Source organism: Pseudomonas sp. GW822-FHT06D10, assembly GCF_058799535.1.
Map to the genome: position 1 here is coordinate 263,896 of NZ_JBXALN010000008.1, position 23,379 is coordinate 287,274.

Annotated in this window: 25 protein-coding genes and 1 tRNA gene; 19 read left to right on the forward strand and 7 right to left on the reverse strand. The window is 64.8% G+C overall.

The window, feature by feature from the left end:
- The first annotated feature begins 53 nt into the window (after positions 1-53).
- The 4 genes from AC1RL5_RS25680 (at position 54) to AC1RL5_RS25695 (ending at position 3,496) form a co-directional block, all read left to right on the forward strand.
- Positions 54-1,517 carry an amidase gene (locus AC1RL5_RS25680; protein ID WP_072450948.1) on the forward strand — a complete coding sequence of 488 codons (1,464 nt, stop codon included), beginning with the start codon at positions 54-56 and terminating at the stop codon, positions 1,515-1,517.
- Positions 1,518-1,594: 77 nt separating this feature from the next.
- A tRNA-Met gene (locus AC1RL5_RS25685) sits at positions 1,595-1,671 on the forward strand.
- A 180-nt stretch (positions 1,672-1,851) separates the two neighbouring features.
- Entirely contained in the window at positions 1,852-2,691 is an 840-nt protein-coding gene (locus tag AC1RL5_RS25690) for a 5'-nucleotidase, lipoprotein e(P4) family (protein WP_065365183.1), read from the forward strand.
- Positions 2,692-2,809: 118 nt separating this feature from the next.
- Positions 2,810-3,496, forward strand: a complete 687-nt coding sequence (locus AC1RL5_RS25695; RefSeq protein WP_072450949.1) for a T6SS immunity protein Tli3 family protein — start codon at positions 2,810-2,812, stop codon at positions 3,494-3,496.
- 49 nt (positions 3,497-3,545) lie between these two features.
- On the opposite strand, the gene AC1RL5_RS25700 is transcribed toward AC1RL5_RS25695, so the two are convergent.
- Positions 3,546-4,538 carry a cytochrome-c peroxidase gene (locus AC1RL5_RS25700; RefSeq protein WP_072450950.1) on the reverse strand — a complete coding sequence of 331 codons (993 nt, stop codon included), beginning with the start codon at positions 4,536-4,538 and terminating at the stop codon, positions 3,546-3,548.
- Positions 4,539-4,773: 235 nt separating this feature from the next.
- Here AC1RL5_RS25700 and ggt point away from each other — a divergent pair, with 235 nt between their 5' ends.
- The 9 genes from ggt to AC1RL5_RS25745 all read left to right on the forward strand — a co-directional run bounded on the left by ggt (position 4,774) and on the right by AC1RL5_RS25745 (position 11,654).
- Positions 4,774-6,609 (forward strand): gamma-glutamyltransferase, encoded by a 1,836-nt coding sequence (gene ggt / locus AC1RL5_RS25705; RefSeq protein WP_072450951.1) that lies wholly within the window; start codon positions 4,774-4,776, stop codon positions 6,607-6,609.
- A 154-nt stretch (positions 6,610-6,763) separates the two neighbouring features.
- Entirely contained in the window at positions 6,764-7,258 is a 495-nt protein-coding gene (locus AC1RL5_RS25710) for a GNAT family N-acetyltransferase (RefSeq protein WP_072450952.1), read from the forward strand.
- A 463-nt stretch (positions 7,259-7,721) separates the two neighbouring features.
- Positions 7,722-7,988 carry a DUF3077 domain-containing protein gene (locus tag AC1RL5_RS25715; protein ID WP_072442483.1) on the forward strand — a complete coding sequence of 89 codons (267 nt, stop codon included), beginning with the start codon at positions 7,722-7,724 and terminating at the stop codon, positions 7,986-7,988.
- A gap of 115 nt (positions 7,989-8,103) precedes the next feature.
- Positions 8,104-8,415, forward strand: coding sequence for a type II toxin-antitoxin system HigB family toxin (locus tag AC1RL5_RS25720; protein ID WP_072450953.1), 312 nt, complete (start codon positions 8,104-8,106; stop codon positions 8,413-8,415).
- Positions 8,412-8,783: a helix-turn-helix domain-containing protein gene (locus AC1RL5_RS25725; RefSeq protein ID WP_011063430.1), complete on the forward strand. Its 372-nt coding sequence runs from the start codon at positions 8,412-8,414 to the stop codon at positions 8,781-8,783. Before AC1RL5_RS25720 ends, AC1RL5_RS25725 begins: the two co-directional genes overlap by 4 nt.
- A 78-nt stretch (positions 8,784-8,861) precedes the next feature.
- Positions 8,862-9,674, forward strand: coding sequence for a MerR family transcriptional regulator (locus AC1RL5_RS25730; protein ID WP_207239606.1), 813 nt, complete (start codon positions 8,862-8,864; stop codon positions 9,672-9,674).
- 133 nt (positions 9,675-9,807) lie between these two features.
- Positions 9,808-10,524: a purine nucleoside phosphorylase YfiH/LACC1 family protein gene (locus AC1RL5_RS25735; protein WP_011063432.1), complete on the forward strand. Its 717-nt coding sequence runs from the start codon at positions 9,808-9,810 to the stop codon at positions 10,522-10,524.
- Positions 10,521-10,976, forward strand: coding sequence for a GNAT family N-acetyltransferase (locus AC1RL5_RS25740; protein WP_072450955.1), 456 nt, complete (start codon positions 10,521-10,523; stop codon positions 10,974-10,976). The genes AC1RL5_RS25735 and AC1RL5_RS25740 overlap by 4 nt, the downstream gene beginning before the upstream one ends.
- 96 nt (positions 10,977-11,072) lie before the next feature.
- Positions 11,073-11,654, forward strand: a complete 582-nt coding sequence (locus AC1RL5_RS25745) for a membrane protein (RefSeq protein WP_019093550.1) — start codon at positions 11,073-11,075, stop codon at positions 11,652-11,654.
- Between the two features lie 9 nt (positions 11,655-11,663).
- Here the strand turns inward: AC1RL5_RS25745 and AC1RL5_RS25750 are convergent, their stop codons facing one another.
- The 4 genes from AC1RL5_RS25750 to AC1RL5_RS25765 form a co-directional block, all read right to left on the reverse strand.
- The gene (locus AC1RL5_RS25750) at positions 11,664-12,017 is read right to left on the reverse strand and encodes a gamma-glutamylcyclotransferase family protein (protein ID WP_011063435.1); all 354 of its coding nucleotides are present in this window, start codon (positions 12,015-12,017) and stop codon (positions 11,664-11,666) included.
- A 30-nt stretch (positions 12,018-12,047) separates the two neighbouring features.
- Complete coding sequence (gene ddlA, locus AC1RL5_RS25755; RefSeq protein ID WP_492589894.1) at positions 12,048-13,142, reverse strand: D-alanine--D-alanine ligase; 1,095 nt, start codon at positions 13,140-13,142, stop codon at positions 12,048-12,050.
- 38 nt (positions 13,143-13,180) lie between these two features.
- Entirely contained in the window at positions 13,181-13,666 is a 486-nt protein-coding gene (locus tag AC1RL5_RS25760; RefSeq protein ID WP_072450956.1) for a GNAT family N-acetyltransferase, read from the reverse strand.
- A 74-nt stretch (positions 13,667-13,740) separates the two neighbouring features.
- Positions 13,741-14,382, reverse strand: coding sequence for a LysE family translocator (locus tag AC1RL5_RS25765; RefSeq protein WP_053153815.1), 642 nt, complete (start codon positions 14,380-14,382; stop codon positions 13,741-13,743).
- Positions 14,383-14,624: 242 nt separating this feature from the next.
- On the opposite strand from AC1RL5_RS25765, the gene AC1RL5_RS25770 reads away from it, so the two are divergent.
- The 4 genes from AC1RL5_RS25770 to AC1RL5_RS25785 all read left to right on the forward strand — a co-directional run bounded on the left by AC1RL5_RS25770 (position 14,625) and on the right by AC1RL5_RS25785 (position 19,012).
- Positions 14,625-15,434 (forward strand): AraC family transcriptional regulator, encoded by an 810-nt coding sequence (locus AC1RL5_RS25770; protein ID WP_047285399.1) that lies wholly within the window; start codon positions 14,625-14,627, stop codon positions 15,432-15,434.
- 81 nt (positions 15,435-15,515) lie between these two features.
- Positions 15,516-15,902: a cupin domain-containing protein gene (locus AC1RL5_RS25775; RefSeq protein WP_011063440.1), complete on the forward strand. Its 387-nt coding sequence runs from the start codon at positions 15,516-15,518 to the stop codon at positions 15,900-15,902.
- A gap of 258 nt (positions 15,903-16,160) precedes the next feature.
- Positions 16,161-16,775, forward strand: a complete 615-nt coding sequence (locus AC1RL5_RS25780; protein ID WP_103407755.1) for a biliverdin-producing heme oxygenase — start codon at positions 16,161-16,163, stop codon at positions 16,773-16,775.
- Entirely contained in the window at positions 16,772-19,012 is a 2,241-nt protein-coding gene (locus AC1RL5_RS25785; RefSeq protein ID WP_207239604.1) for an ATP-binding protein, read from the forward strand. Before AC1RL5_RS25780 ends, AC1RL5_RS25785 begins: the two co-directional genes overlap by 4 nt.
- A gap of 36 nt (positions 19,013-19,048) precedes the next feature.
- On the opposite strand, the gene AC1RL5_RS25790 is transcribed toward AC1RL5_RS25785, so the two are convergent.
- Positions 19,049-19,948 (reverse strand): LysR substrate-binding domain-containing protein, encoded by a 900-nt coding sequence (locus AC1RL5_RS25790; RefSeq protein ID WP_011063443.1) that lies wholly within the window; start codon positions 19,946-19,948, stop codon positions 19,049-19,051.
- A 102-nt stretch (positions 19,949-20,050) separates the two neighbouring features.
- Between AC1RL5_RS25790 and AC1RL5_RS25795 the strand changes: the two genes are divergently transcribed.
- Entirely contained in the window at positions 20,051-20,983 is a 933-nt protein-coding gene (locus AC1RL5_RS25795) for a DMT family transporter (protein ID WP_011063444.1), read from the forward strand.
- Positions 20,984-20,988: 5 nt separating this feature from the next.
- On the opposite strand, the gene AC1RL5_RS25800 is transcribed toward AC1RL5_RS25795, so the two are convergent.
- Positions 20,989-22,395 (reverse strand): MFS transporter, encoded by a 1,407-nt coding sequence (locus tag AC1RL5_RS25800; RefSeq protein ID WP_145712254.1) that lies wholly within the window; start codon positions 22,393-22,395, stop codon positions 20,989-20,991.
- A gap of 97 nt (positions 22,396-22,492) precedes the next feature.
- On the opposite strand from AC1RL5_RS25800, the gene AC1RL5_RS25805 reads away from it, so the two are divergent.
- Positions 22,493-23,377, forward strand: a complete 885-nt coding sequence (locus AC1RL5_RS25805) for a LysR family transcriptional regulator (RefSeq protein ID WP_145712252.1) — start codon at positions 22,493-22,495, stop codon at positions 23,375-23,377.
- Positions 23,378-23,379 lie beyond the last annotated feature (2 nt).

Genomic DNA, 23,379 nt, shown 5'->3' on the forward strand with positions numbered 1-23,379 from the left:
CCCCGGCCTGGATGCCGGGGCGTTTCTAAAGCCGTTTGAAAGGCCCTCCTGCCATGATCGCCAAGCCCCCCAGCGAACTGGTCCTGCTTCAGGCCCATGAACTCGCCGAGCGTATCCGCCTGCGTCAGGTTTCCTGCCGGGAAGTGATGCAGACCTACCTTGCCCACATCGAGCACTACAACCCCCTGGTCAATGCCCTGGTCAGCCTGCAACCGGCCGAAGCCCTGCTGGCCGAGGCCGACCGGCGCGACGCCGAACTGGCCCGTGGCGAATATCGCGGCTGGATGCACGGCCTGCCCCACGCGATCAAGGACCTGTCCCTGACCCGGGGCATCCGCACCACCCTGGGTTCGCCGCTGTACCGGGATTTCATCCCAGAGCGCGACGGCATCATGGTGGAACGGATCAAGGCCGCCGGGGCGATCCTGATCGGCAAGAGCAACACCCCGGAATTCGGCCTCGGCTCCCAGACCTACAACCCGCTGTTCGGCGCCACCGGCTGTGCCTATGACCCGAGCAAGACCGCCGGCGGCAGCAGTGGCGGCGCCGCCGCAGCCCTGGCCCTGCACCTGGTACCGGTGGCCGACGGCAGCGACATGATGGGTTCGCTGCGCAACCCGGCGGCTTTCAACAACATCTTCGGCTTCCGCCCGTCCCAGGGCCGGGTGCCCTTCGACGACAGCAGCGACCTGTTCATCGACCAGCTCGGCTACGAAGGCCCCATGGCCCGCAGCGTGCGCGACGCGGCCCTGCTGCTGTCGGTGCAGGCCGGGGGCGATGCGCGGGCGCCGCTGTCCATCGCCGAGTCCGGCCAGGGCTTCGCCGCCCCGCTGGAGCGCGACTTCAAGGGTGCGCGCCTGGGTTGGCTGGGGGACTTCAACGGCTACCTGCCAATGGAAAAGGGCCTGCTGGAGCTCTGCGAAAAGGCCTTGGGCGATTTCCGCAGCCTGGGCTGCAGCGTAGAACCCGCCAGCCCCGACTTCGCCCCCGAGCGCCTGTGGAGCAGCTGGCGCACCCTGCGCCACTGGATGGTCGCCGGGTCCCTGGGCGGCGCCTATGCCGACCCGCATAAGCGCTCACAACTCAAGACGGAAGCCATCTGGGAAGTGGAGAACGGCCTCAAGCTCTGCGCCAGCCAGGTGTTCGAAGCCTCGGTGATCCGCAGCGACTGGTACCGCGCCATTTCAAAACTGTTCGAACGCTTCGACTACCTGCTGCTGCCCAGCGCCCAGGTCTTCCCCTTCGACAAGAACATACCCTGGCCGCGCAACATCGAAGGCGTGGCCATGGACACCTACCACCGCTGGATGGAGGTGGTGATTCCCGGCACCTTGTCCGGCTGCCCGGTGGCCAGCGTGCAGGCCGGCTTCAATGCCAACGGCCTGCCCATGGGCTTGCAGATCATCGGCCGACACCAGGCCGACTTCGCCGTCCTGCAACTGGCCCACGCCTACGAACAGGCCAGCCGCTGGTTCCAGCGCTGCCCATCGCCACTGATTTTCGGGGGGAAGGGATAAACGGTTGATAGCGTAGATAATTTTTTTATAAAAACGCTTGACGCATTGTCGTTCCGAGCGAATAATGCGCGCCACTTGGCTACATAGCTCAGTTGGTTAGAGCATAGCATTCATAATGCTGGGGTCCGGGGTTCAAGTCCCTGTGTAGCCACCAAGTACTAAAAACGGCTTACCGCAAGGTAGGCCGTTTTTTTATGCCCGCGAAAAAGTACCGGGGATTACGCCGCATTGATCCACAAACGCGACACCCGCATTGAGCACCGCCACTGGCTGGGATAGAACACTCCGGCAGTGTTTGTGAGAGCTGCGCAATCCTCACTTCAAGGGCTCGAAAATGAAAACAAAAATCACCCGAACCGCGGTCGCTCCCTGGCTGTTCTCGCTCCTGGCAATCACCTGTACCCCGACCTTCGCCGAGCAGGCTCCTACCCCGCCCTCCAACCTGCTGACCGCCGCCGTGGCCTGGAAGCAAACCGCCGCCGAATTCGAGGCGCTGTACTACCAGGGCTTCAACATCGCCCGCCTGCAACTGGACCGCGCCCTGCAGGAACACAAGGCCGGCGAGCGGCCACTGGCGATCATCAGCGACGTTGACGACACCGTGCTCAGCAGCAACAGCTACTGGGGCTACATGATCAATTCGGGCAAGGAGTTCTTCGACGACGAGGCCTGGGACAAATGGGTCGCCGACAATGGCCCGGTGGCCACCCCGGGCGCCGTGGAGTTCCTCAAGTACGCCCAGTCCAAGGGTGTCGAAGTGTTCTACGTCACCAGCCGCGACCAGGGCGAAAAGACCTACGAATACGCCCTGGCCAACCTGCGCAAGAACCAGCTGCCCTATGCCGATGAGCAGCACCTGACGGTGTACCGCGACAGCTCCAACAAGGAGCCGCGGCAGCAGGAGATCGCCAAGGACCACAACGTGGTGCTGATGCTGGGCGACAACCTCAACGACTTCAAACGCAAGTACTACGTGGCCGACGTCAAGCAGCGCAGCAGCCTGATGACCGAGGACAAGGAGCAGTTCGGCCGCAAGTTCATCCTCTTCCCCAACCCCACCGATGGCCATTGGCTGAAGGCGATCTTCGGCGACTCCGAACCGCCGGCGACTCCGGAAAATCGGGCCAAGTTCAAGGCCGCGGCCAGCTCGACGGCCTGGCAGATGAAGCCCTGAGAGGGCGCCGCAACATCAGCGCAACGCTGGCCCGCCATGGCCAGTGTTGCGCCAAGCCCCCAGGGATGTCATAAACGCCAGCCCCTGCATTCAGGCAGGAACAAGGAGTCGTTTTCTCATGTGGGCAAGGAAGCTGCTGTTACTGATCTCGTGCGGGGTACTTGGGGCCTGCAGCGCTCCCGAGCCGATCCAGTACCTGCCCGGCCGGGTCATCTACCGCATCGATTCATCACGCTTTTTCGAGATCGACCGGACCACCTTCAAGCTCTGCAACGGTTCCTCGCCGGTCATCGCCAGCAGTGGCGACATGGTGCACTACACCGACACCCGGCTCGGCATCCACACCCCGGTTGCACCCTTTGGCTCATTCAACGGCATCACCGTGCATGGCCGTGGTTCGCACTTGATGATCGATGCTGCCAACTCCAATTACCTGGTGATTCCGATTGCCCAAGGACCGGGCTTCAGCAAGGGCGGGGCCGGCTTGCCGCGCCTGTACTTTTCCCAGGATGCCGGGCGTACCTGGCTGCGCATCACCGCGCCCAGGTACCTGGAAAGCCCTGAGCGAACCTGGCTGACCGGCTCCGTCCTTTCGATCGAAGGCCCCCTCCTGCACGGCGCCGCACAGATCGACCTGTCCTTGAACTACGAGACGCTCAAGGACCACTCGCCCTACTCGATGCTGTCTTACCCACAACGCTGGCAACGCACCGATAGCACTCGTACACCTGGCTACTTCGAACCCGCTCGCCAAGCACCCATCGATGACCGGTTCAATTGTGCCACTGGGGCCAAGCAGGGCTGACCCAGCACGTGGGGCTTGAAAAACCGCAGCAGGCTGCGGTTTTTTTTGCTCAGTTGAACGGCTGCGGATGCGGTGTCTGCGCCGAGGACGGCGGCAGGATCGGCAGCTTGAAGTCCGGCTGGTCACCGGTCAGGGTTTCAAGGAAGGCCACGATCTGGCTGACCTCCTCGGTACCCAGCTTGCGTCCCAGTTGCAGACGGGCCATCACGTCCACCGCCTCTTCCAGCTTCCAGTAGGCGCCGTCGTGGAAGTAGGGATAGGTCAGCGCCACGTTGCGCAGGGTCGGCACCTTGAACAGCATGCGGTCGGCATCCTTGCCGGTCAGCCCGGCCACGCCCTGGGCCGGGTTCTGGGTGACATAGGGCTCGATCATGCCCATCTTCTGGAATGAGCCACCGCCCACCGCCTCGCCGTTGTGGCAAGCCACGCAGCCGATGGACTTGAACAGTTGATAGCCCTTGAGCGCGGAGGGGCTGATGGCCGCCTTGTCGCCCTTGAGCCAGCGGTCGAACGGCGCATTGGGGGTAACCAGGGTTTCTTCGAACGCAGCGATGGCGTTGGTCACGTCGTCAAACTTGATGCCGTCGTCGCCGTAGACCTGCTTGAAGGAGGCCCGGTACTGGGGAATGGAACGCAGCACGTCCACCGCCAGGTCATGGGTGAAGCCCATCTCCCCCGGGTTGGCGATGGGGCCACCGGCCTGTTCCTGAAGCGTGGCCGCGCGGCCGTCCCAGAACTGCGCGACGCTCATGCCGGAGTTGAGCACCGTGGGCGAGTTGATCGGCCCCTGGTGCCAGTTGTGGCCAATGGAGGTGGGCAGGTTGTCGCTGCCGCCCATGCTCAGGTTGTGGCAGGAGTTGCAGGATATGAAACCGGACTTGGACAGGCGCGGGTCGAAGAACAACTGCTTGCCCAGCTCCACCTTGGCCACATCGGTGATCTTCACCGGCTGTACCGGCTGGATCGGTTCGCTTGGCGTTTCCCCCCTGACCTCCCCCCCCAACAGCAATCCGAAAACAAGTAACCACTTACAACGGTGCATGACGTCCCCTCATCAGGCTTATAGTTTGTTTCACCCTGTACCCAACGCCCCCCTCCCGCCCTGACTCAGATCAATCGACGGCCGGGTGAAAGACTGCCTGCGACCCCATGTACAGGGGAGATGGCCCCCTCCAGCCTCGTGCCCAGGGCTACATCCGGGTCCAACTGCCGGCGCCACTGCTGTACATTCCCCCGCACGGACGACCCCTCATTTCCCTGTGAACGGAGCTCAACGCGTGTTCTCGAACTTCCCTCCCCGTCACCGCCAACTGCTCGGCCTCAGCCTGCTGGCTGCCGCCCTCAGCCTTGGCGCCTGCCACAACCCGCCTTCTTCCAACGCTCTGCCTGCCGCCCCGGAAATCGCCTCGGGCTACCGCACCGACATGCAGACTCGCCATGCCGACAAGCACATGGCCGCCGCTGCCAACCCGCTGGCCGCCGAGGCCGGGCGCGAAATGCTGCGCAAGGGCGGCTCGGCCATCGACGCGGCGATTGCCATGCAGGCCGTGCTGACCCTGGTGGAACCGCAGTCCTCGGGGATTGGCGGCGGCGCGATGATCGTGCTCTGGGACGGCAAGGCCGTGCGCACCTATGACGGGCGGGAAACCGCGCCGGCCGGCGCCACCGAGAAGCTCTTCCTGCAGGCGGACGGCAAGCCCATGGCCTTCCCCCAGGCGCAGATCGGTGGACGCTCGGTCGGCACCCCGGGCGTGCTGCGGGCCCTGGAAATGGCCCACCAGAAACACGGGCGCCTGCCCTGGGCGCAATTGTTCGAACCGGCGATCCGCCTGGCCGAGCAAGGCTTCGCCATCTCGCCACGGCTGCACAGCATGATCAGCGCCGATCCTTTCCTGGCACGCTCGCCGGACATGGCCGCGTACTTCCTGAATGCCGACGGCACGCCGAAAGCCGTGGGCACCTTGCTGAAAAACCCACCACTGGCCGCGGTGCTCAAACGCATCGCCGAGGAAGGCCCGGATGCCCTGTACAAGGGCCCGGTGGCCGCGGAAATCGTCGCCAAGGTCCAGGGCCACGCCAACCCCGGCAGCCTGTCGCTCAACGACCTGCAAGGCTACCGCGCCAAGGAACGCGCGCCGCTGTGCAGCGACTACAAGCGCTGGCAGGTGTGCGGCATGCCGCCGCCCTCCTCCGGCGGCGTGGCGGTGGCGCAGATACTCGGCACCCTGCAGGCCCTGGAACAGCGCGACCCGCGCTACACCCTGGCCAACCTCAAGCCGCAGAAAACCAACCTGCCCGCCGGCCTGGAGCCAGCGCCACAAGCGGTGCACCTGATTGCCGAAGCCGAGCGCCTGGCCTATGCCGACCGTGGCCTGTACGTGGCCGACAGCGACTTTGTGCCCGTGCCGGTGGCCGGCCTGATCGCCCCGGACTACCTGGCCAAGCGTGCCGCACTGATTGGCGAGCGCAGCATGGGCAAGGCCGAACCGGGCAAGCCCCAGGGCATCCAGGTGGCCTATGCACCGGACCGTTCGCCAATGCGCATCTCCACCTCGCAAGTGGTGGCAGTGGATGACCTGGGCGGCGCCGTATCGATGACCACCACGGTGGAAGCGGCCTTCGGCTCGCACCTGATGGTCCAGGGCTTCATGCTCAACAACCAGATGACCGACTTCTCGTTCATTCCCGAGGAAAACGGCCAGCCGGTGGCCAACCGCGTCCAACCGGGCAAGCGTCCGCGCTCGTCCATGGCGCCAACCCTGGTCTTCGACCGCGCCAGCGGCGAACTGCTGGCCAGCGTCGGCTCCCCCGGCGGCTCGCAGATCATCGAGTACGTGGCCAAGTCGGTGGTCGGCATGCTCGACTGGAACCTCGACCCGCAAGCCGCCGTCGGCCTGCCCAACTTCGGCAGCCGCAACGGGCCGACCGAACTGGAGAAGGGCCAGTTCAGCCCGGCCCTGAAACAGGCACTGCAAGCTCAGGGACATGAGGTAAACGAGATCGACATGACCAGCGGTACCCAGGCCATCGTTCGCGTGCGTGATGCACAGGGCAAGGCCTCCTGGGCCGGCGGCGCCGACCCGCGGCGCGAAGGGGAAGCGCTGGGGGATTGAGAGTAATCGGATGAACCCAGGGGCTGGCCGTGAGGCTGGCCCTTTTTTGTGGGCGGTGAACGAGGGCTCTGTATGCAAGATTTTGCGGCGGTCTGTGTCTGATCCGACCTTTGGATCTGCCCTAGCATCGTCCCTGTCCACCGAGGAACCGACGATGAACAAGATTGCAGCCGACCTTGATATTCCGGGCCTGAGCCCACGCCGCCTGACGCCCCAGGACCTTGAACTGATCTGCCGCCATCGCCAGGCGATGTTTCTCGATGCGGGTAAGGACCTCTCCACCTTGCAGGTGATGACCGAGCACTTTCGGCCCTGGTTGCGTGAACGCCTGGAGGACGGTCGCTACTACGGCTTCGCCTTGATGGACGCCGAGCAGAGCGTGGCCAGCATCGGCCTGATGAGCATCGACTGGCCGCCCCACCCTTCCCATCCAACCCAGGATCAGCGCGGCTACGTACTCAACGTCTACGTCGAACCGGCCTACCGGCGCCGCGGCCTGGCTTCGGCGCTGATGAAACTGGCGGAGGCCGAGTTCAGCCAGCGCGGGCTGGGCTTTGCCGTGCTGCATGCGACCGAGGCTGGCAAGCCGCTGTATCAGGGGCTGGGTTGGGCGGCGACCAGTGAGATGGCGAAACAGGGCTTTCTGTAGCCGCTGCCGCAGGCTGCGACAAGGACCGAAGGGCCTTCGGCGCCTGGGAGATCGCTGCGACCGTTCCGGTCGTTCGCAGCCTGCGGCAGCGGCTACAGGGTTGGTTCACAAAATGTCGCAGTAATGCCGTTGCGACGCCCCCTACTCCAACCTATGGTTCGACCGTCGCTGCAAAATCAGCGAACAGGCTTGGCGGCCTGATAGAATCGAGGCGCAACAGCGCCCCACCCACATGCAGGCGCTTTTTTTGCGCCCGCATACCTGCGTTATGGCGGGTTGCGTGGGAGAACCTTCGGGTTCGCCGGTTCCTTGATTCCCGGTCCGCCAATCCTGCGCAATCCGCCACCCTGATCTGCTTGGCGGCAGACGGTGACGGTCCTTCGAATCAAGGAGTCGTGACCATGAACTGCTTCTGCAATCTGTTTCTCCAATACCTCCCGTCACAAAAAACCGGAGGTGCCCGATGACCACTCAATCGCCCCTGACCACCCTCGGTGAAATCCGCTTTTCCCAATGCGGCGAGCACCTGCATCCGCTGTTTCGGGTGAATGCCGACGTGCCGATCAACGACGCCCTGGAACACGCCTCGACCCTGTTGCATCTGGCAAAGCAATTCACCCTGGAGGCCGCCATGGAGCCGCGGTGCGACCGCTATGCTTGGGCGGCACACTACCTGGCAGAGATGGGCAAGGCACTGATGGACGACGTGCACGCCACGCTCTCTGCATGACCTGATCGTCCCTGAACCAACGTCGCCTGCGCGGGCAGATCCAGCGATCTGTCCGTACATCGCTTGACGCACTCAGCGACTTGTTTAAGTCCCAGGACGGGACTAGGATCACGCCATGAGAATTATTGCAGTCAGTCAGTTGAAGGCCTTCTGGGAGAAGTACCCGGACGCAGAACAGCCCTTGCTGGCCTGGGTCGATGAAGCAAGGAAAGCCGAGTGGTCCAACCCTGCGCAGATCAAGGACCAGTATCGCAACGCGAGCATTCTCAAAAGCCGCAGGGTGGTCTTCAACATCAAGGGGAATGAGTATCGACTGATCGTTGCCGTGGCCTATCGCTTCGGCGCGCTGTACATCAAGTTCGTAGGTACCCACCAGCAGTACGATGCCATTGACGCCGACAGCGTAGACATGGAGCAACCCGCATGAACATCCGCCCCATCCACACCGACCAGGACTACCGCGCCGCACTGAAAAGCGTCTCGCCCCTGTTCGACAACGAACCGCAGCCTGGGACACCTGAAGGCGATTACTTCGATGTGATGATCACCCTGATCCAGGCATACGAGGCCAGGCAGTTTCCCCTGGACCTGCCCAACCCGATCGAGGCGATCAAGTTCCGCATGGAGCAATCCGGCTTGTCCGCCGCCGACCTGGCGCCGGCCATCGGCCGCACCAACCGCGTCTATGAAGTGCTCAACGGCAAGCGCGCGCTGACCCTGCCCATGATCTGGAAACTGCACCAGCTGTTCGGCATTCCCGCCGAGAGCCTGATCAAGCCGATCAAATCGTCCTGAGCCGTGCTGCCGGACTTGAGCTTGCCCTTGGGTAAAGGCTCAACCTGCCTGGCAGCCCAACAACACCAAGGACGCTCCATGCTCACCATCGGACAAATGGCCCGCTGCCACGGCCTTACCACCAAGACCCTGCGCCATTACGACAGCATCGGCCTGTTCACCCCGGCCCTCACCGGCCGAGACAACCGCTACCGCTATTACAGCCCGGAACAGATCGTGACCCTGGGGCGCATCGTCTGGCTGCGGCAGTTGGGCATGTCCCTGGAAGACATCCGCACTCTGGCGGACCAGGGCGGCCTGGACAGCGTGCTGCACATGCAGCAGTCACTGCAGGCGCATGCCCGGCAGTTGCAAAGCGAGATCGCCCGCAGCCAGAAAGTACTGGGCCATCTGCAGCGCTACCTGGCCCAGCCGCAGCGCCAACCCCCAGCCGCGCAGACACCACAGAAGGTATTCCTGGCGCCGCAGCGGATCATCGGCATGGCCTGGCAGCAGGACGACCCGGGCACCATCGCCGAGCTCTGGCAACGTTTCGAACCTCGGGAACAGGAGATCCAGCGCCTGGCCGAGCCGGTGGGCACCTATGGCATCTGCCAGCCCCTGGAAGACGGCCAGTGGCGTTATGTGGCCGGCCTGCCGGTCGCCGCCGACGCGCCCCTGGTGCCCGGCATGGTGGAGCTGGAAATCCCTGCCCGCCATTACGCGCGAGTCGAGCATCACGGCAGCGTGGCCACCCTGCCGGAAACCTTTCGCGCCGCCTACAGCGAGTGGTTGCCCGCCGCCGGGCTGATGCCCATCGACGCGGTGGAGTTCGAGTACACCGGCGAGCGCTTTCTGGGGCCCATGCACCCGGACAGCGTGGTGGAACTGTATATCCCGCTGAGCGCCTGAAACGCCCGGTGAAGGGGCCGACCAGCAGGCTACCGCTGGTCTGCCCCGGCCTATCCAGCGTTGTCTGTCAGCAAAAGTACCTCGGATACCGCTATGCTCTGCAGCCATTCCCAGGTTACCGAGCGAAGGCCCGATGAGTTTCCAGGCAGGTGTGTTGAACCAGATATCCGGCATCCGTCATGGGTTTTCGACCCTCGGCGCCGCCCTGCCGGCCAACCTGTTCTTCTGCTCGCAGATCCACAGCGGCGAGGTGGTGCAAGCCAGTACCACGCTACCCAGCGGAATCATCCGCGGCGATGCGGTACTCACCCATTCCAGCCGGCCCATCGCAGTGGTCACCGCCGATTGCCTGCCGTTGCTGATCAGCAGCGAGGACGGTTCCTGGGTCGCGGCAGTGCACGGCGGCTGGAAAGGCCTGCATGGCGGGATCATCGCCAATGTGCTGCAACACTTCGCCAGCAAGGGCATCACCCCACAGCAATTGCGGGTGGCCATCGGCCCATCGATCAAACCCTGCTGCTATGAAGTCAGCGCCGATTTCATCGACACCCTGTCCGCCACTCAGGACCCGCTGTGGCCGGCCGCACAGGCCCCCTGGAGCCGTGAGCAACCGGCCCCGCTGCTGCCGCCGCAGATTCCGCCACCGCAACCGACCCAGGCCGATTCCCTGTGGTTCGACCTGAGCCGCTATGCCGTGCACTTGCTGCACGCCGCTGGAATCAGTGATGAACAGATCGAAATCAGCGAGCTGTGCACCTACTGCTCGACCCCGGCCCTGGCCAGCTATCGTCGACGCGGGCACCGGGGTGAAGCCAAGGCCTTCCAGTACTCGTGGATCGGCCGGACATGAACCTCGAGAGTGCACTACTCCCAACCTCCCTGAGCGACCTGGAAACCCTGGTCCAGATGCGCATCGCGGCGATGCGCGAAAGCCTTGAGCGCCTGGGGCGCTTCGATCCGCAGCGGGCCCGGGAGCGTTTTGCCGCAAGCTTCGCGGCCGAACGCTGCCACTTCATCCTCAGTGACGGACAGCCCGCAGGCTTTATCCAGAGCCAATCACACGGTGATCATCTGCGCCTGCAGCACCTGTACGTCTTACCGCAATTCCAAGGGCGGGGCCTCGGCGCCAAGGCCTTGGAGCAGCTTTTGGAACGCTCCGCCAAAGAGCAGCTACCCATCCACCTGGATGCGTTGCGCGGCAGTGACTCGAATCGTTTTTATCGACGCCTGGGTTTTGTTCAGGTGGGTGAAAGTGAATGGGATATTCACTACGTTCGGCCAGCGGATCCACCTCGGGCCTGAACCCGGTTCCGCTCGGCCACCGAGCCCCTGCTGGTTCTTGGCCAGCAACCTGAGCTAACGTTGCCTCCCCCCTCAGGCCCAACCCAAGGAGTGCCCGTGTCTGACAACCTCTATGCCCCGCCCCAGGCGGATCTGGTCGCCCCCTCGCCCGAAGCGGCGCAACAGCCGTTCTACGTGGTGTCCAAGGCCAAGTTCCTGACCCTGTACATCCTCACCTTCGGCATCTACCAGGTGTACTGGGCCTACAAGAACTGGCATCAGTTCAGGCACGCCAGCGGCCAGGAGCTGTGGCCGGTGGCCCGGGCCTTCTTCGCGATCTTCTTCACCCATGCGCTGTACCGCGAAGCCGATGCGACGCTCAAGCGCGACGGCCGCAGCCATGACTGGCGGCCCGGTGAACTGGCAACCCTGTTTGTGGTGGGGGTGATCATCAACAACGTGGTGGACGCGCTGTCGCGCAAGAATATCGGCTACCCGGTGACCGACATTGCCAGCCTGGCGCTGCTGCCGGTACTGGCGTGGATCACCTGGCTCGGCCAGCGCGGTCTGAATGCCGCCGCGAAAGATCCCGAAGGCCGCAGCAACGCCCGTTTCACGCCGCTGAACTACGTGTTCATCGTGCTCGGGGCGGTGCTGCTGGCCCTGGCGTGCATCGGGGTGATGCTGCCGCCGGAGTGAGCCGAAGACTCAGGCGCTGACGTAGACCCAGGCCTGGATGCCTGAGGCCAGGGTCACGCTGACCCGCTTGTAGTCCGAGACTTCATAGCTGTCGGCCGCTGCCAGCTCCTCGGGGGTGATGCAGAACACGGTGCCGGGAATCGGCGCGCTGTCCGCCGCCCCCGGGCGCAGGATCGGATGATGGGTCTTGCCGCTGGCCGCCAGCACCTCGGGGTCGGTGATTTCCACCCAGCTCTGTTCGTAGCCAAGCATGGCATCCGCGCTGCCACTCAACTCACGGCCAAAGTTGGCGATCTGCACCGCCTTGTCTTGCAGGGTGCCGTAGGAAAAAAGATAAACCGATGCATCTGTTGCCGAACTCATTCGTCACGTCCTTAACCACGATGATCCGCTTCAGCGGTTGATTTTCAGCCCTTGCCGTTCAGCGTGACGCTCCAGCGCCAGCTCGATCAGGCGGCTCACCAGCTCGCTGTAGCTCATGCCGGTGGCCTGCCAAAGTTTGGGGTACATGCTGATCCGGGTGAAGCCCGGCAGCGAGTTGATTTCGTTGATCAGCACCTCCCCCTCATCGGTGAGAAACACATCGACCCGAGCCAGCCCGGAGCAGCCCAGCACCTGGAATGCCTCGACGGCCAGGGCCCGAATGCGCTCGCTGTGCTCGATGCTGATGTCCGCCGGCACCAGCACCTGGGCCGCCTCCCCGTCGATGTACTTGCTGTCGTAGGAATAGAAACCGTTGCTGACCACGATCTCGCCGCAACCACTGGCAATGGGCTGGTCGTTGCCCAGCACCGCGCATTCGATTTCCCGCCCACGCACTGCCGACTCCACCAGCACCTTGTGATCGAAGCCCAGGGCCAGTTCCACCGCGGCCTCGTATTCGGCCTCGTTGTCGACCTTGCTCACCCCCACCGATGAACCCTGGTTGGCCGGCTTGACGAACAGCGGCAGGCCGAGTGTTTCCCGGGCCAAGGCAAAACCGTAGCGAGCACGGGTGGCCCGGGTCAGGGTGATGAACGGGGTCACCGCCAGCCCGGCGTCGCGCAGCAGGCGCTTGCTGATGTCCTTGTCCATGCACACCGCCGAGCCCAGCACATCGGAGCCGACAAAGGGCAGGTCGGCCATGCGCAGCAGGCCCTGCAGGCAACCGTCTTCGCCCAGGGTGCCGTGGACGATGGGGAAGATCACATCGACATGCCCCAGCAGTTCCTGGCTGGAGGTTTCCACCAGTTGCTGGCTGGCCTTGCCCGGCACCACCGCCAGTTCGCGATTGGACTGGTTGAGGGCGATCAGCGCCGGGTTTTCCTGGTTGATCAGGTAGTTCGAGGTGTCGTTGAGGTGCCAGTGCCCCTGTTTGTCGATGCCGATCAGCACCGGCTCGAAACGCGTGCGATCCAGGGCATCGACGATATTGCGCGCCGACTGCAGCGACACTTCGTGTTCGGCCGAACGGCCACCAAAAATAATCCCGACCCGCAACTTGCTCATGACTGCTTCCCGTTGAAAAAATGATTGCTGACGGTTCTTCAATTCAGCTGGGGGCTGTAGCGCAAATGGATCAGCGCCACTCGCTCCTGCTCCTTGTTCTTGCGCTCTTCGATGGCGAACGGCACAAAGCCCAGCTTCGGATAGAGCAGCAACCCCGCCACGTTGCTGTTGAAGCACGACAGCGTCACCTCGCTGGCCTGGTGCTTGCTGTGGGCGATGTGGATCATCTGCCCGATCAATTGCGCCGCCAGGCCCGCGCCGCGCACCTCTGGGTCGACGATGACATTGCCGATGGTACAGGTGCCGCCCTTGGCCCAGCGGTAGAAGTTGGCAAAGCCCACTACCTGCCCGTCACGCTCGATCACCGTCGAGTCGCTGCGCTGAGCGATGGAGTCGCGCAACTGCTCGTGGGTCAGCGGCCAGGTGGCGGCGGGAAAGAAGAAATACAGCTCCTGGGGATTGCCCACGAAACTGCAGATCCGCGGAATGTCCGCCTCTGCCACCGGGCGAAAAACAACAGCCATGTTCAGTCTCCTGATACGGGGACGGGTCGTCCTTTTTGGGGGGCGGATACTGGCCGGCGCAAGGCACCGGCCGTTCAGCGATTGGCCAGCAGATGCCCGCCGAACAGCACATAGCAACCACCGGCCAGGCGGTCCAGCCAGCGCCGGGCCCGGGCATAGAACCCGGCCACCCGGCTGCTGGCGAAAAACAGCGCTACGCAGCAGTACCAGGACAGCGACAGGCCGGCCATGGTCAGCACCGCCAGCCCCAGTAGCAGAGGTGGCGGGGAGGCCGGCATCGACGTGGCAAAAATGGTGGCCACGAACAGCGCCGACTTGGGGTTGGTCATGTTGCCGAGAAAGCCCAGCCGGTAGGCCGAGAACAGGCTGCGCGCAGCATGGCTCGCGCCATCGGTGGTCGGGGTCTCCAGGGCCGGCTTGCGCTTGAACTGCTTGAGCCCCAGGTAGATCAGGTAACAGCCACCGGCAACCTTGAACAACACGAACAGCGCCGGCGCCGCGCTGAACAGCGATTTGATGCCCAAGCCTCCCGCCAGCCCCCAGAGCACGGTGCCGCTGGCCACCCCCAGGGCGGCGAACAGGCCATGGCGCCGCGAACAGCCCGCCGCCAGTTGTGCAGTGGTGAAAAAGTTCGGCCCGGGGGTGATCACCGCCACGCTCCAGAGCAGAGCCAGCGACAACAACGGGGCGAGGTAAACCAGGTGTGAGGCGTACATGGGAACAGATGGCCATGAAGAGGGTCCGGGGGAACGACGCTACTCCACTCGCGCCTGCCCAGGCAACCGCCGATTGGCCTCGCAACCCGGCTCAGGCAACAAGCCATCGTGCAGCGCCGGAACCCTCCTGCAAGCCGCCCTTCTTCCGGCAGAACCGCTACGGCGTAGAACCGAGGGGCAAGACAGCCAGCGCGCCCCTGAGTTAACGTACGGCCCTTGGTTTCATCCATCAGGACCGTTCCATGGCCAAACCCGCAGCTGTCACCGACTGGGTTCACCGCGCGCCGCCCGCCCGGGGCCTGGAGCGCATCGAGGCGTATTTCGCCGGCCATGGCTATGACATGCACCGCCATGACACCTACGCCATCGGCCGCACCCTGCACGGGGTGCAGAGCTTCCAGTACCGCGGCGGCTGGCGCCACAGCCTGCCCGGCGCCACCATGGTCCTGCACCCCGACGAAGCCCACGACGGCGAGGCCGGCACCCACGACGGCTTTCACTACCGCATGCTGTATGTCGAGCCGGCGCTGATCCAGCAGATCCTCGGCGGCCAGCCGCTGCCCTTCATTACTGGCGGCCTGTCCAACGACCCGCGGCTGTTTGCCGCCACCGAGGCCCTGCTGCGTGGGGTCGACAGCCCCCTGGACCCGCTGGAACAGGAAGACGCCCTGTTCGATCTGGCCCATGCCCTGAACAGCGTCTCCGGGGTCGCCCAATCACGGCAACGTTTCGACTATGTGGCGGCCGAGCGGGCCCGGGAATACATCCACAGCGCCCTGGACCGCACCCTGACCCTGGAGGAACTGGCGGCCCACAGTGGGCGCGACCGCTGGAGCCTGTCCCGGGATTTTCGCCTGCTGTTCGGCACCAGCCCCTACCGATACCTGAGCATGCGCCGCCTGGACCTGGTCCGCGCGCTGCTGGTGCAGGGCCAGACCCTGGCCAACGCCGCACTGATCGCCGGCTTCACCGACCAGAGCCACATGACCCGGCAGTTTCGCCAGACCTACGGCCTGCCACCGGCGCGCTGGCTGAAGATGCTCGGCCGCTGAGGCCACACACGATCGTTCAAGAAGCCCTGGCCCCTGGCTGTTTACCCTCAGCGCTCATTCATCACTGAGGTGGACCACACCATGCAAAACCCTGCCCCGCAAGACGCCTACCAGAGCATCAACTTCGCCAGCAAACTCGGCCTGTTCAGCGAACACTGGACCCCCAAGGTGATCGCCGAGATGAACGACTACCAGTTCAAGATCTCCAAGTTGCAGGGCGAATTCGTCTGGCACTCCCACGCCGACACCGATGAAACCTTCATCGTGCTCGACGGCCAGTTGTACATCGACTTCCGTGACGGCCGGGTGGCCATCGGCAGTGGCGAGATGTTCGTGGTGCCCAAGGGCGTCGAGCACAAACCCTGGGCCGAGCAGGAGGTCAAACTGCTGCTGATCGAACCCAAGGGCGTGCTCAACACCGGCGATCAAGGTGGCGAACGCACCGCCCAGAACGACGTCTGGATCTGATCCTCACCGCTGAACCTGCGAGACGGAAAAAGGAATTTCTGCCTCTTGAACACAGTCAGACACAGCAACACGTCATCGATCGACTACCCTTGGCCGACCAATGGTGCGTCAAAAACTGTACGTCAGTGCAAAAAGCACAGGTAGAGTGACGCTCTTATTTTTCTGTGCGATGGCTCTAGTGCAGGGACTACAGCCTGGTCCCAGCTTTCGATGACGCCCATGGCGCGTCCATTACCTGTTGCGACCCCTGACCCCTGAATGCCCAAACCGCACCAAGACACCACCGCCCCCACCCTGCTTCAAGACCTGCGCGCCGGCACCGCGACCTTGCACGTGGCCCTGGAAAAGCGCCTGCCGTTCTTCTCCGAGCACCTCGATGCGGCCTGGTACCAGCGCCTGATCCAGGCCTATTTCGGCTTCTATCAGCCCCTGGAGGCGGCCCTGCATGACAGCGGCCTGATCCCTGCCGGCTACGACCCGGAGCAGCGCTGCAAGACCCCGGCCCTGGCCGGCGACCTGCAGGCCCTGGGCCTGGCCCCGGAGCGCATCGACGCCCTGCCCCGCTGCGACCATCTGCCCGCACTGGCCAGCCCCGGCGCGTGCCTGGGCGCCCTCTATGTACTGGAGGGCGCGACCCTGGGCGGACAGATCCTGCGCCGGGAAATGGCCCAGCGCCTGGACCTGCACGGGGATAACGGCGGGGCTTTCCTCGACGTGTATGGCGCCGCCACCGGGCGGCGCTGGAAAGATTTTCTCGACTACCTGGGGCGCATGCCCGAGGACGCGAGCGCACGACAACAAGTGGTCCGCGCCGCGCAATCTACATTTGCCTGTTTCGAGCACTGGCTCGACAGCCGCGAGGTGCTGCTATGACCCCACAAGACGCCCAAGCCTTCGAACAACTGCTGGCCAACTGCGCCGATGAGCCAATCCGCTCCCCCGGTGCGATCCAGCCCCATGGCGTGCTGCTGACGCTGTCGGAGCCGGACCTGCGCATCCAGCAGATCAGCGCCAACGTCGAGGCCCTGCTGGGCCAGCCTGCCGCGCAGGTCCTCGGCCAGCCCCTGGAGCAACTGCTGGGAGACACCGACGGCCAGCGCATCCGCGAGGTGCTGCAACTGCCGCGGTTGTCCGATGCGCCACCGCTGCACCTGGCCGTCAATGGCGCGCGCTTCGAAGGCTTGCTGCATCGCCACCAGGGAGTGCTGATGCTGGAGCTGGAAATCCAGCTCGAACACCTGCAGCCCCAGCACCTGAAAGAGCAGACCGAGAACCTGGGGCGCCTGCTGCGGCGCTTGCAGACGGCCAAGACCCTGAATGAGCTGTACGCCATCAGCGTCAGCGAAATCCAGGCGATGACCGGCTACGACCGGGTGTTGATCTACCGCTTCGAAGAGGAAGGCCACGGCCAGGTGATCGCCGAAGCCACCCGCCCCACCATGGAAGTGTTCAATGGCCTGTTCTTCCCGGCCTCGGACATTCCGCAGCAAGCCCGCGAGCTGTACCGCAGCAACTGGCTGCGGATCATCCCCAACGCCGATTACCAGCCGGTGCCCCTGCTACCGGCACTGCGCCCGGACACTCAGCAGGCCCTGGACCTGAGCTTCGCCACCCTGCGCAGCGTGTCGCCGATCCACTGCCAGTACATGAAGAACATGGGCGTGCTGTCCTCCATGAGCATTTCCCTGCTCAAGGGCGACCAGCTCTGGGGCCTGATCAGTTGCGGCAACCGCCAGCCGCTGCTGGTGCCCCACGAGCTGCGCATTGCCTGCCAGACCATCGGCCAGGTGCTGTCGTTGCAGATCAGCGCCATGGAAGCCCTGGATATCAGCCGCCAGCGGGAAGAGAAAGTCGCCGCCCTGGCCAGCCTCGACCAGGCCATGCGCGACACCCCCGACAGCGTCTTCGACGGCCTGACCCAGGTGCCGCAACTGCTGCTGGAGCTGACCCAGGCCGGTGGCGTGGCAATCATCGAAGACAAGCAACTGCACTGTTTCGGCAACTGCCCGCCCCAGGACGAAATCCGCGCCCTGCACCGCTGGCTGCAAGGTACCGGGCAGGCGGTGTTCGCCAGCCATCACCTGGCCAGCGTCTACCCGCCGGCGGCGAGTTATCAACAGGTGGCCAGCGGGGTCCTGGCCATGACCCTGCCCAAGCCTGTGGATAACGGTGTGCTGTGGTTCCGCCCGGAAGTGAAGGAAAACATCAACTGGAGCGGCAACCCGCAAAAGCCCCTGGACCTGGAAAACTCCGACGCCGGCCTGCGCCTGCGGCCGCGCACCTCGTTCGAGATCTGGAAAGTGGAGATGGCCGGGATCTCCACCAAGTGGAGCCACGGCGACCGCTTCGCCGCCAATGACCTGCGTCGCTCGGCCCTGGAGCACGACCTGGCGCGCCAGGTGCTGCGCGAGCAACAGGCCGTGCGCGCCCGGGACGAACTGGTGGCGGTGGTGTCCCACGACCTGCGCAACCCGATGACCGTGATCTCCATGCTCTGCGGCATGATGCAGAAGGCCTTCAGTTCCGATGGCCCGCATACCTCACGGCGCATTTCCTCGGCCATCGACACCATGCAGCAGGCCGCCAGCCGCATGAACAACCTGCTGGAAGACCTGCTGGACACCTCCAAGATCGAGGCCGGGCGCTACAGCATCGCCCCGCAGCCGCTGGACGTCAGCCAGATGTTCGAAGAGGCCTATTCATTGCTGGCGCCACTGGCCCTGGACAAGGCCATCGACATCAGCTTCCACGCCGAACCGGACCTCAGGATCAACGCCGACCCCGAGCGCCTGTTCCAGGTGCTGTCGAACCTGGTGGGCAACGCCATCAAGTTCACCCCCAAACAGGGCAAGGTCGGGGTGGTGGCGATGTCCGACGGCGAGCAGATCGTGTTCAGCGTGCGCGACTCCGGGGAGGGCATTCCCACCGACCAGTTGCCATTCATTTTCGACCGCTACTGGACCATGAAGGAAGGCAACCCCAACGGCACCGGCCTGGGGCTGTACATCACCCAGGGCATCATCCACGCCCACGGCGGCAAGATCGAAGCCCACAGCGAAGTGGGCAAGGGCAGCGAGTTCCGCTTCAGCGTGCCGCGCGCCAGCCTCTGACCCATAGCCCGGGGCTGGCCATTGAGCCCCGGGCGCTCATTCAGCCGCCTGGGCCACCAGCCAGTCGCGAAACAACTGGCCGCTGGCGGACAGGCGCTTGTGCCGCGGATGCACCAGAAAATCCGCCTGCCCGGTGCGGAACGCCCACTCGCCAACCCGCAGCAACTCGCCCTGGGCCACCAACTGGCTGGCCATGAAATCCCAGCCCAGCCCCACGCCCATGCCCTGCTGCACCGCGCTGAACATCAGGGTCAGCTGGTTGAACCCCAGGGCCCCCGGTGGCGCGCTGTAGTCCAGCCCGAAATGATGGAACCAGTCCCGCCAGTCGATGCAGTTCCACTCCGAGGCGTCCAGCTGGATCAACGGCAGTTCGGCCAGTTGCGCCAGCTCCTTGACCACAGGCAGCTCCAGGCGCCGGCTGACGATCGGGTAGACCATCTCGGCGAACAGCGATACCGCCGCCAGGGACGACCAGTGCCCCGCACCATAGAGAATGCCGAAGTCATGCTCGGCCACGCTGGACTCGTCCATGTCGTTGTTGGCATGGATGCTCACGGTGATGTCCGGGTGCTGCTTGTTGAATGCCAGCAGGCGCGGGAACAGCCAGAACTGCGCCACCGCGTGGGTGCATTGCACGGTGATGGTATTGGCGTCGCGCCCGGCCCGCAGGCGGCTGACGCTGCGCAGCAAGGCTTCGAGCTGGGTGCTGACCTCGACGAACAGCGAGGCGCCGCTGGCGGTGAGCTTCACCCCCCGGGCCTGGCGCTCGAACAGTTCGGTCTTGAGCGACAGCTCCAGGGCGCGGATCTGCTTGCTCACCGCGCTCTGGGTCAGGCACAGCTCGGTGGCCGCACGGGTGAAGCTGGCGTTGCGGCCCACCGCCTCGAAGGTGACCAGGGTTTCCAGCGGCGGCAGATGACGGGCGAAGCGGCTCACAAGGCATTCCCCAGGAGAATAGGTAGGTGCCTATATATCCTTTGTCCATCCGGTCAGCAATGACTAGCCTGCGCAACTTGATGAATAGGTACGAGTGTTTGCATGAAACGTGGAGTTGCTTATGCCGCCCTGGCCGGTGCGGTCTGGGGCCTGGCGATTGTGGTGCCCAGCCTGCTGCCTGAGTTCAGCCCGTTGCTGCTCAGTTGTGCGCGCTTCAGCCTCTACGGTGCATTCTCCCTGCTCCTGGCTGCGCCCCAGGCCCGGGAGCTGCTGCAACGCCTGACCTGGGGCGATGCCGTGCTGTTGGTGAAGCTGGCGCTGACCGGCAACCTGATCTATTTCATGCTCCTGGCCAGCGCCATCCAGTGGGCCGGCGTAGCCAGCACCGCACTGATCGTCGGCTTGCTGCCGCTGACCATCACCCTGGCTGGCCGCGGTGATGCCGATGCTGTGCCCCTGCGCCGGCTGCGCTGGCCCTTGCTGCTGGTGTTCGCCGGCATCTGCTGCATCAACCTCGACACCTTGCTCACCGCCCACAGCGATTCGGTGGAACTGGGCCAGCGCGCCCTGGGCCTGCTCTGCGCCTTCGGCGCCTTGCTGTGCTGGACCTGGTTTGCCACCGACAACGCCCGCTACCTCAAAGGCAGCCGTTTCAACAGCAGCCAGTGGTCGACCCTGTGGGGCATTACCACTGGGCTGATGAGCGCCTTGGTCTGGCTGCTGGCGGACGGGTTCTCATTGCCCGGCACCCGGGCCGAGGCCAGCGAGCAGCGCTGGATGCTGTTCTGGGGCCTGAGCCTGTCCAGCGCGGTGCTCGGCTCCTGGTTCGGCAATCGCATGTGGAATGCCTCGACCCGGCGCCTGCCGTTGACCCTGAGCGGCCAATTGATCGTGTTCGAGACCCTGTTCGCCCTGCTCTATGGCTTCATCTGCCTGCAGCACCTGCCCAGCCTGCTGCAAAGCAGCGCCGCCCTGTTGCTCCTGGCCGGGGTGCTGTGGGCGGTGCGCCGCCACCTGCCACAGGCCCATGGCTGACGCCCTCAGCCCTGGGCCACGGAACAGGCCGGCAAGGCCACTCCAGCCCGGGGCAGGCGCAGCGCCAGCAAGGCCCCGAACAGCGCCAGCAGGGCGCTGGCGGCGGTAGCCATCTCGATGCCATAGGCCTGATTGCCGCCGGCGCTCAAGGTGTTGGCCAGGGACACCAGCAGCGCCAGCCCCAGGGCGCCGCCGATCTGCTGGCTGGTGGAGGCCACGCCCGCAGCCACCCCTTGCTCGGACGCCGCGATACCCTGCCCGGCCGAGACCCACATCGAGGTCCAGGTCATGCCCTGGCCGATGCTCATGATCACGATCCCCGGCAGCAGGCCGACAAAGCCGCTACTGCCCGGCAGGGCCAGGTACATCAGGCTGATGCCCAGCGCCCCGAGCAGCAAGCCGCTGACCAGGGTCGCCCGCAAGCCTACGCGCAGCAGGGCCCGCTCCGCGACCCAGATCCCGGCGGTGCACAGCAGGGTCGAGGGCAGGAACGCCAGTCCGCTCTGCAACACACTGAACTGATAGACCTGCTGGAAATACAGGCTGAGGAAGTAGTACTGCACGCCGAAGCTGCTCATGAACAGCGCGGTAATCACCATGGCCATGCGCAGTTGTGGATAACCCAGCAGGCGCAGGGGCATCAGCGGGTCGGCGCTACGCTGTTCAAGGCGCACGAACAACCCGAGCAGGGCCAGGGACAACGCCAGGCAGCCCAGGGTCGCCGGGGCGCTCCAGCCCCACTCCGGGCCCTGGACGATGGAAAACACCAGCAGGGTGCCACCCAGGGTCACGGTCAGCGCGCCGCGCAAGTCGAACTGACGGCCGCGCTGGCGCGCAGGGTCGGCGGGTATCCAGCGCCGGGCCAGCAACGCACAGGCCCCAGCCAGGGGCACGTTGACCAGGAACACCGCCTCCCAGCCCCAGTACTGGGTCAGCACCCCGCCCAGCAGCGCCCCCAGGGCCAGCCCTGCCGCCGAGGCCGCGCTCCACACCGCAAAGGCCCGGTTGCGCGCCGGCCCCTCGGCGTACCAGGTGTTGATCAGGGCCAGGGTCGCGGGGAACAGCATTGCCCCGCCCACGCCCTGCACCGCCCGGGCCAGCACCAGCAGCAGCGCGCTGCCGCCCAGGCCGCCGGCCAGCGAGGCCAGGGCGTACAAAGACTGGCCGACGATGTAGAAACGCCGCTTGCCCAGGAGGTCCGCCGCCCGTCCGCCCAGCAACAGGAAACCACCGAAAGCCACGCTGTAGGCGCTGACCACCCATTGCAACTGCTGGGCGGAAAAGCCCAGGTGGCTGCCGATTTCCGGCAGGGCGACAAACACGATGGTGGCGTCCAGGGCGATGATCAATTGCGCGGTGGCCAGCAGTAACAGCATCCAGCCCGACGGCTTGGCTAACGGGGTCGCGGACATCGCGAAGATCCTTGTGTGGAAATAACCGGCGGCCAGTGTCATCGATGCCGTTTAAATGATAAACAAGCCATTCTCTCTTTCAGTAATGACTTTAATCATGGATCTGAACGCCCTTCGCCTGCTGGTCCGGGTTGCCGAAACCCGCAGTTTCACCCGTGCCGCCGGTGACCTGGGGCTGACCCAGTCCGGCCTGTCCCGAGCCATTTCCCGCCTGGAACAGCAGCTCGGGGTCCGCCTGCTGCAACGCAACACCCGCAGTGTCAGCCTGACCCCGGACGGCCAGGTGCTGGTCGAGCGCGCCGCGCCCCTGCTGGCGGAACTGGCCCACGCCGAACACCTGCTGCTGGACCGCCGCGAATCCCCCAGTGGAATGTTGAAGATCAGTACCCCGTCACTGTTCGGGCGCAAGGTGGTGATGCCGGTGATCGGCGATCTGACGGCCCAGCACCCGGCGCTGAGCATCGAAGCGGTGATGACCGACCGGGTGGTGGACATCATCGATGAAGGTTTCGACGCGGTGGTGCGCACCGGGGTGATCCAGGACCAGCGCCTCATTGCCCGGCCCCTGGCTCCCCTGCGCTGGGTCACGGTGGCGGCGCCAGGCTACCTGGAACGCCATGGCACGCCCCGGCACCTGGCCGACCTGCAGCAGCACAACTGCCTGGCCGTGCGTAACCTGCGCAGCGGTCGGCTGGTGGACTGGCAGTTCATGGACCAGGGCAAGCCCCTGGACCTGGCCGTCCAGGGCCGGCTGATTTTCGATATCGGCGATGCCCTGGTGGACGCGGTGCTCGGCGGCTTCGGCATTGCCCAGTTGATGGAGTTCGCGGTACGCGAAGCCCTGGACACCGGCCAACTGGTGCCGGTGCTGCAGGAGCATGCCGGGCGCAGCCGCGAGCTGTCGCTGGTGTATCCGCCCTCGCGCCAGTGCTCGCCGAAGCTCACCGCCTTTGCCGAGGCCCTGGCTCGGTTGAGCTGGTAGCC

Bases quoted from the DNA above. Each gene is read 5' to 3' on its own strand.
- AC1RL5_RS25680 (WP_072450948.1), top strand. From the start codon at position 54: ATGATCGCCAAGCCCCCCAGCGAACTGGTCCTGCTTCAGGCCCATGAA.
- AC1RL5_RS25690 (WP_065365183.1), top strand. From the start codon at position 1,852: ATGAAAACAAAAATCACCCGAACCGCGGTCGCTCCCTGGCTGTTCTCG.
- AC1RL5_RS25695 (WP_072450949.1), top strand. From the start codon at position 2,810: ATGTGGGCAAGGAAGCTGCTGTTACTGATCTCGTGCGGGGTACTTGGG.
- AC1RL5_RS25700 (WP_072450950.1), bottom strand. From the start codon at position 4,538: ATGCACCGTTGTAAGTGGTTACTTGTTTTCGGATTGCTGTTGGGGGGG.
- AC1RL5_RS25710 (WP_072450952.1), top strand. From the start codon at position 6,764: ATGAACAAGATTGCAGCCGACCTTGATATTCCGGGCCTGAGCCCACGC.
- AC1RL5_RS25715 (WP_072442483.1), top strand. From the start codon at position 7,722: ATGACCACTCAATCGCCCCTGACCACCCTCGGTGAAATCCGCTTTTCC.
- AC1RL5_RS25720 (WP_072450953.1), top strand. From the start codon at position 8,104: ATGAGAATTATTGCAGTCAGTCAGTTGAAGGCCTTCTGGGAGAAGTAC.
- AC1RL5_RS25725 (WP_011063430.1), top strand. From the start codon at position 8,412: ATGAACATCCGCCCCATCCACACCGACCAGGACTACCGCGCCGCACTG.
- AC1RL5_RS25730 (WP_207239606.1), top strand. From the start codon at position 8,862: ATGCTCACCATCGGACAAATGGCCCGCTGCCACGGCCTTACCACCAAG.
- AC1RL5_RS25735 (WP_011063432.1), top strand. From the start codon at position 9,808: ATGAGTTTCCAGGCAGGTGTGTTGAACCAGATATCCGGCATCCGTCAT.
- AC1RL5_RS25740 (WP_072450955.1), top strand. From the start codon at position 10,521: ATGAACCTCGAGAGTGCACTACTCCCAACCTCCCTGAGCGACCTGGAA.
- AC1RL5_RS25750 (WP_011063435.1), bottom strand. From the start codon at position 12,017: ATGAGTTCGGCAACAGATGCATCGGTTTATCTTTTTTCCTACGGCACC.
- ddlA (WP_492589894.1), bottom strand. From the start codon at position 13,142: ATGAGCAAGTTGCGGGTCGGGATTATTTTTGGTGGCCGTTCGGCCGAA.
- AC1RL5_RS25760 (WP_072450956.1), bottom strand. From the start codon at position 13,666: ATGGCTGTTGTTTTTCGCCCGGTGGCAGAGGCGGACATTCCGCGGATC.
- AC1RL5_RS25765 (WP_053153815.1), bottom strand. From the start codon at position 14,382: ATGTACGCCTCACACCTGGTTTACCTCGCCCCGTTGTTGTCGCTGGCT.
- AC1RL5_RS25770 (WP_047285399.1), top strand. From the start codon at position 14,625: ATGGCCAAACCCGCAGCTGTCACCGACTGGGTTCACCGCGCGCCGCCC.
- AC1RL5_RS25775 (WP_011063440.1), top strand. From the start codon at position 15,516: ATGCAAAACCCTGCCCCGCAAGACGCCTACCAGAGCATCAACTTCGCC.
- AC1RL5_RS25780 (WP_103407755.1), top strand. From the start codon at position 16,161: ATGCCCAAACCGCACCAAGACACCACCGCCCCCACCCTGCTTCAAGAC.
- AC1RL5_RS25785 (WP_207239604.1), top strand. From the start codon at position 16,772: ATGACCCCACAAGACGCCCAAGCCTTCGAACAACTGCTGGCCAACTGC.
- AC1RL5_RS25795 (WP_011063444.1), top strand. From the start codon at position 20,051: ATGAAACGTGGAGTTGCTTATGCCGCCCTGGCCGGTGCGGTCTGGGGC.
- AC1RL5_RS25800 (WP_145712254.1), bottom strand. From the start codon at position 22,395: ATGTCCGCGACCCCGTTAGCCAAGCCGTCGGGCTGGATGCTGTTACTG.
- AC1RL5_RS25805 (WP_145712252.1), top strand. From the start codon at position 22,493: ATGGATCTGAACGCCCTTCGCCTGCTGGTCCGGGTTGCCGAAACCCGC.